Annotated in this window: 8 protein-coding genes; 5 read left to right on the plus strand and 3 right to left on the minus strand. The window is 46.8% G+C overall.

Annotation, left to right across the window (positions count from 1 at the left end; all coding sequences use genetic code 11):
• The 3 genes from B5D50_RS19765 to B5D50_RS19775 form a co-directional block, all read left to right on the plus strand.
• A partial coding sequence (locus B5D50_RS19765; RefSeq protein WP_200807152.1) for an RNA-guided endonuclease InsQ/TnpB family protein occupies positions 1-372 on the plus strand: 372 nt, incomplete at its 5' end.
• 172 nt (positions 373-544) lie between these two features.
• Positions 545-1,069 carry an HdeD family acid-resistance protein gene (locus B5D50_RS19770; protein WP_200807153.1) on the plus strand — a complete coding sequence of 175 codons (525 nt, stop codon included), beginning with the start codon at positions 545-547 and terminating at the stop codon, positions 1,067-1,069.
• On the plus strand, positions 1,066-1,569 hold the full coding sequence (locus B5D50_RS19775) for a DUF308 domain-containing protein (RefSeq protein ID WP_078924368.1): 504 nt from the start codon (positions 1,066-1,068) through the stop codon (positions 1,567-1,569). The genes B5D50_RS19770 and B5D50_RS19775 overlap by 4 nt, the downstream gene beginning before the upstream one ends.
• 427 nt (positions 1,570-1,996) lie before the next feature.
• Here B5D50_RS19775 and B5D50_RS19780 read toward each other — a convergent pair whose 3' ends face one another.
• A complete protein-coding gene (locus tag B5D50_RS19780) occupies positions 1,997-2,866 on the minus strand; it encodes a LysR family transcriptional regulator (protein WP_078924369.1) in 870 nt (289 codons plus the stop codon).
• A gap of 143 nt (positions 2,867-3,009) precedes the next feature.
• Here B5D50_RS19780 and B5D50_RS19785 point away from each other — a divergent pair, with 143 nt between their 5' ends.
• Complete coding sequence (locus B5D50_RS19785) at positions 3,010-4,221, plus strand: MFS transporter (RefSeq protein ID WP_234975944.1); 1,212 nt, start codon at positions 3,010-3,012, stop codon at positions 4,219-4,221.
• Here the strand turns inward: B5D50_RS19785 and B5D50_RS19790 are convergent.
• On the minus strand, positions 4,211-4,705 hold the full coding sequence (locus tag B5D50_RS19790) for a transposase (protein WP_078924370.1): 495 nt from the start codon (positions 4,703-4,705) through the stop codon (positions 4,211-4,213). The two genes, B5D50_RS19785 and B5D50_RS19790, sit on opposite strands and share 11 nt — an antisense overlap.
• 165 nt (positions 4,706-4,870) lie before the next feature.
• Complete coding sequence (locus tag B5D50_RS19795) at positions 4,871-5,098, minus strand: type II toxin-antitoxin system Phd/YefM family antitoxin (RefSeq protein WP_078924371.1); 228 nt, start codon at positions 5,096-5,098, stop codon at positions 4,871-4,873.
• An 85-nt stretch (positions 5,099-5,183) separates the two neighbouring features.
• Here B5D50_RS19795 and B5D50_RS19800 point away from each other — a divergent pair, with 85 nt between their 5' ends.
• Positions 5,184-5,453: an IS1-like element transposase gene (locus B5D50_RS19800; RefSeq protein ID WP_078923360.1), complete on the plus strand. Its 270-nt coding sequence runs from the start codon at positions 5,184-5,186 to the stop codon at positions 5,451-5,453.
• Positions 5,454-5,458: the final 5 nt, after the last annotated feature.

Genomic DNA, 5,458 nt, shown 5'->3' on the forward strand with positions numbered 1-5,458 from the left:
CAATTCAGCACGCGATTAGTCAAAGAAAATGCACTCATCGTGGTAGGCAATGTCAGTAGTTCTAAGCTAGCCAAAACCAAAATGGCTAAATCTGTATTAGATGCGGGTTGGTACACCCTCAAAACACAGCTTGATTATAAATCGAAAGCGATGCAAGCCGTGTTTCTCGAAGTCAATGAATCGTACACCACCCAAACTTGCTCGTATTGTGGCTGCATAAGCTCCAATAGTCCGAAAGGTAGAGCGGGACTTGGAATAAGAGAATGGACTTGCCCTGAGTGTGGGGCTATGCATGATAGAGATGTCAATGCAGCAAAGAACATTCTCGCGGCAGGACATTGCCGTCTCGCTGGAGGAATCCCCGCTCTTTAGGGTGGGGAGGATGTCAATAGCGTGGATGGGCGCATTAGATGATAGAGGCGTAAAAAGAAAAGATTATGACCACTGGTCAACCAGTACTGCTAGAATTGACTAGCTTTTCAGACTGACGGGAACGAGCTAAATATATAGGGATATTTCCCCGTAACTTAAAAAGGAGAAAATGATGAAAAACTGGTTTTTATGGCTACTCGCGGGTGTCATTTCGCTGATTGGTGGTTTCATAGCTTTGGCAAACCCTTTAGCCGCAACACTAGCCGTTGAGCAGCTTGCAGGCTGGATGTTTCTGGTCGTTGGTCTTCTGACCATCTTATCGGCTTTTGGTTCTCAAGGGTGGGGTGGGCGTATCCTGTCTATTCTACTGGGGATCGCGATTTTAGTCTTTGGGGTTAGTTTGCTGGGGCATCCGCTTAAAGGAGTGATCTCGCTCACTTATATGGCGGGTATAATGATGTTGCTCCTTGGCGTGCTGCGTATTTTATTAGCATTTAGCGCTCAAGCCACTGGGTTACGCGGTGTGCTAATTTTATCGGGATTGGTGTCGCTTGTGCTGGGTGGAATGATCTTTGCCAACTGGCCACAAGCGGCGGCTGTAGTGCTGGGTTTATTTCTAGCGATTGAATTAATTTCCAATGGTATTTCACTTATCATCCTGTCGTTCAGCCGGAAAACTGCAGGAGCGAGTTTATGAAATCATGGATGTTTATGATGACTGCGGGCATTGTGGCTTTATTAGGTGGGCTGCTTGCCCTTTTTAACCCGACGGGCGTGGGCGATATGACTATCACGCTGCTGGGCTGGACATTAATCATTGTGGCGGTGCTACAAGGCTGGGCGACTTATCGTTCGACCACCTCTAGTGCTCGTTTGCAGGCAGGCGGGATTGCGGTGGCTGCGGCCTTTTTGGGCTTCTCTCTGCTGTTTGGCCCGTTTGGTAGTGGTAGCCTACTACGTTGGCTATTGGGCATTTTGTTAATTGCATCGGGTGCGGCTAAGATTTTTGCGGGACGCGCTATGGTGGACACTGATAACCGTCTACTGGTTTTTGGAACGGGTGCGGTGTCGGCTGTAATGGGGTTGATAGTATTGTTCGGCTTGAACCTCAATTTTGGCACTTTGCTAGCGGTAGAACTTCTGGCCAGTGGATTGGGTCTTGTTTTGCTAGCGATGTATCGCCGTGCGAATGCTTAGCATAAAGGTATAGATAGCGAGCTGGCTCTGTGCCGTCAGCGCCAGTACCTGGACGAGTTTTTCAAGCTTGGGAGTCAAAGAGCCAAAGGTCTCGTTGAAGCAAAGCAGTAATTTCAATTCGCCGTAAACTCCAGCGTTGTGCAATCAGGGTGGGGTTAATGGTTGTCGCTTCTATTATTGCTGGAAACGACAGCCCGACTCCAAATTCTGCCGTCCAATAAATCTTAGCTCAGTGCAGATAAAGCTTGCCTAGTTCAAACTTTTGGTACTATATTGGATCTTATCCTCTGCGAGGGTAATACTGAGTTAAAACCGATTACATATCTTAAACCCATGAGTTTTTGCGACTAAACTCTATAGTTTCCCAACTACTTTTTCCTCAACCTGACCTAGTGTGTAACTCCTAACTTCACCCTTAGCACTAGGTTCAGGTGTTTTCTAAGAGAAAATCGACAAAGGCTTGATTGGCCTTAGATAGATAACCATTCCGCCGCCAAGCAATACATAAATCTAGATAAACTGGCTCAGTAAACGGTAAATCGACTAAATCAGGGTCATCGGCCACAGCCATTGCTAATAGGGTGGAAATCCCAAAACCTTGTTTAATAATCGACTTAATCAAAGGAATTAAATTGGTTTCAAACCCAATCACCGGTTGCACTCCGGCCTCGGCTGCCAAACGATCAACTAGTTTGCGATGGAAATAACCCTTGCGAAACAAGACCAATTCCTCTTTAAAAAAATCCTTGATACTCACCGTCGTTTGCTGGGCTAAGGGATGTTCACAAGCCACTACCACACGCATTTCTTCACGTAAAATTACCCTTGCCTCCAATTCAGTCGGTAAGAATTCACACACAATGACGGCTAAATCTAATTCGGCCTGTTCAAGCATTTGTTGTAATTGCCAAGTCCCGCCTTCGATGACCTGTAAACTGAGATGCGGATAGCGATGCCGGAAAGCCATTAAAATAGGCGGGAAATAATACGACCCCATCATCCCCGTAATACCCACTCTGACCGCACCTTTACTTAAGCCCTTTAGCTCTTGCATTTCTAAACGCGCATCGTCAGCCGCTTGTAAGATGCGCTGTGCATGCACCCATAAACGCTCACCTTCGGCCGTCAAACTGACCTTGCGATCATGGCGTTGAAACAGTTGTAGCTCTAACTCAGCTTCAAGCTTACGAATCGCGACACTCACTGCGGGTTGGGCAATCTGTAAAACTTCTGGTGCCCGCGTAAAACTACCTAAACGCACAATTTCATGAAAATAACGTAATTGCCGGAGATCCATGTTTGGCTTTATCCCTGTTCTATTACTACACCATTTGTAAGCAAAATTATCGGTAAACAAAAGTTATCGAAACCATGCTTATTATATATTTTATTAATTGCTGCACTGCAGTTATTGTGCAAGGACTTAAAACACGAGCCAGCATGATGATCACGACCGGAACCCGCGATTTTTGGTATGCAACCTTAGCCCTTGCCTTAGGTTCATTTATGATTTTTGCTAATGTGCATATGACCCAGCCTTTGTTACCCCAATTAGCTGCGACTTTTGAGCTAACACCACTACAAGCGAGCTGGAGTCTGACTGCCACCCTTTCGATGTTAGGTTTATCACTCCTGATTTATGGCCCGCTATCTGATGCTTGGGGGCGTAAAAACTTGATGAGTATTAGTTTACTAGGGGCGGTATTTACTACCTTGGCGATTTCTCAAGTCGAGACTTATAGCAGCTTGTTGATTCTACGCGGTTTACAAGGTTTATTTTTAGGGGGTTTACCTGCGATTGCGATTGCCTATATGGGGGATGAGTTTGAGCGGCACGCCGTCCTCGTTGCCGTCGGTTTATATATCAGTGCGAATAGCTTAGGTGGAGTCACCGGGCGTTTAGTCAGTGGTTTTGTGGGCGAGCATTATGATTGGCAAATAGTCTTTTTAGTGTTGGGTTCGGCTAGCTTCATTCTCGTACTGCTGTTTATTTGGCTGTTACCTAGTTCTAAACACTTTCAAGCCCAACCCTTGCATCCACGCTCCGTTGTTTCGGATCTAAAAAATCATCTGCGTAACCCATTACTCTTAACTGCCTATCTGATCGGTGGTTTGAATATGCTGGTGTTCTTAACTCAATACAGCTACATCACTTTCGTACTAGCTGATGCGCCCTATCATTTATCAACGCATGCTTTGGGGATGTTATTTCTAACCTATTTAACCGGTAGTTTAGCTTCAGCTGGATCAGGACGAGCTGCTTTATGGCTCAGCCAACCGCTGTGCATGATCTTAGGGATTTTATTACTGATCACAGGTAGCCTATTCACTTTGCTAGCGCCCTTACCGATGATTGTCAGTGGTTTTTTAATCAGCAGTTTTGGCTTTTTCCTGACTCATTCGACCTTAAGTAGCTGGGTTAGCCAGCATGCCCTCACAGCACGAGCCAGTGCTTCATCTTTATATTTGGTATTTTATTACCTAGGCGCTAGCTTAGGGAGTTTCTACCTTGAACCTTTTTGGCAATGGGCAGGATGGCCGGGCGTGGTCAGTGCTTCGTTGCTGGTGTTTGCCATCACCTTAAGTGCAGCGGTCTGGCTCTCTTTCAGACACAATGAACGGGTACAGAAGTCCTTCTTGGCTAACGCATAAAACCATATGGCTGCCTGTGGTGAAAATACAGGTGATCAAGGTGAAGCGTTTCCGTATGGCTGGCATCGGTTTGTTGGCGTTTGCCGATCAAGCCTTGGCGGTCACAAATCAGCAGCACTTGGGCAAACAGTTTGGCAATCAGCTCCCCGACATTGGCAACGAAGGCCGCCAGCGTGGTGAAATGCGGCTGGCTGTCACCAGAAACCGCGATGAACAACCTATTCTCGCGGCACGCCGCTTCCATTTTGCGGCTGCTGATAATGCCCCGGCTGTAAGCTAACAAGATGATTTTGAGTAACACCGCTGGGTTAAAAGCGGCTGCACCCTGCACATCATTCTTATAACGCTGGTGAAAACCGTCAAGGTCAAGTTCCTTATCCACCAAATGGCGTAGCGCGTATTCAAACGTACCGGGCAGGATTTGCCGGTCAAAGTCCAGTGCCAACAGTTTTATGCCTTGATGAATCGGTTTGTAGCGTGCCATGCCTGCTTACTCGTTCGGGTGCTTGCGATGCCTGATTATCCCACAAAATGGGGGTTCGGAGGGTTTTTCTACACCCTCAACATCATGTGTGACGGGCGCGGCGGGGAGTCGAATGGGCAGAGACGCGGGGGCTGTCACCGCGTCCGTCGTCGAGCAACTTGTTGGCTAAAAATAAGTTCTTTCTCTGCTCTCTCTCACAATAGACATGATCTGACTACTTGAAAGTCGCAAATCTATCCCTTCAACATCTAAGGGAGATTTTTTGACTTTTGCTGGAGTAAGATAATATGCCTCTCCGTTGCGTTTATAAATACAAATGATCCCTTCTTGTTTTGCTGTCTCAAGCACTGATGCAAAGTTTTTTCTGGCTTCGCTAAAATTATATTGTCTCATCTGTCACCTCCAATATTGGGTCATGTATCCAAGCGGTTGAATAGCATTTAAACTAACGCTCTTGATGTACGTAGAGTAGTGAATCATGGCAACGATAGAAGTGTTATGTCCGAAGTGTTCCAGTGCGGTGTATCGACATGGTAAGGCCGCCAGTGGAGAGGCGCGTTATCGCTGCCGAGGGTGTCATCACTGTTTTCAGTTGAACTACCGTTATGAAGCGAATCGCCCTGGTGTAGCGGAGCGGATCATTGACATGGCGATGAATGGCTCAGGGGTACGTGATACGGGTCGGGTGTTGAAGATCAGCCCGACGACCGTGGTGCGCCATTTAAAAAACTCAACCCAGCGCCGGTGAATCCT

The organism is Thiothrix eikelboomii (assembly GCF_900167255.1).
In the GTDB taxonomy this organism is placed as follows: Bacteria; Pseudomonadota; Gammaproteobacteria; order Thiotrichales; family Thiotrichaceae; genus Thiolinea; species Thiolinea eikelboomii.

Excerpts from the sequence above, each read along its gene's own strand:
- B5D50_RS19770 (WP_200807153.1), top strand. The coding sequence starts at position 545 with ATGAAAAACTGGTTTTTATGGCTACTCGCGGGTGTCATTTCGCTGATT.
- B5D50_RS19775 (WP_078924368.1), top strand. The coding sequence starts at position 1,066 with ATGAAATCATGGATGTTTATGATGACTGCGGGCATTGTGGCTTTATTA.
- B5D50_RS19780 (WP_078924369.1), bottom strand. The coding sequence starts at position 2,866 with ATGGATCTCCGGCAATTACGTTATTTTCATGAAATTGTGCGTTTAGGT.
- B5D50_RS19785 (WP_234975944.1), top strand. The coding sequence starts at position 3,010 with ATGATGATCACGACCGGAACCCGCGATTTTTGGTATGCAACCTTAGCC.
- B5D50_RS19790 (WP_078924370.1), bottom strand. The coding sequence starts at position 4,705 with ATGGCACGCTACAAACCGATTCATCAAGGCATAAAACTGTTGGCACTG.
- B5D50_RS19795 (WP_078924371.1), bottom strand. The coding sequence starts at position 5,098 with ATGAGACAATATAATTTTAGCGAAGCCAGAAAAAACTTTGCATCAGTG.
- B5D50_RS19800 (WP_078923360.1), top strand. The coding sequence starts at position 5,184 with ATGGCAACGATAGAAGTGTTATGTCCGAAGTGTTCCAGTGCGGTGTAT.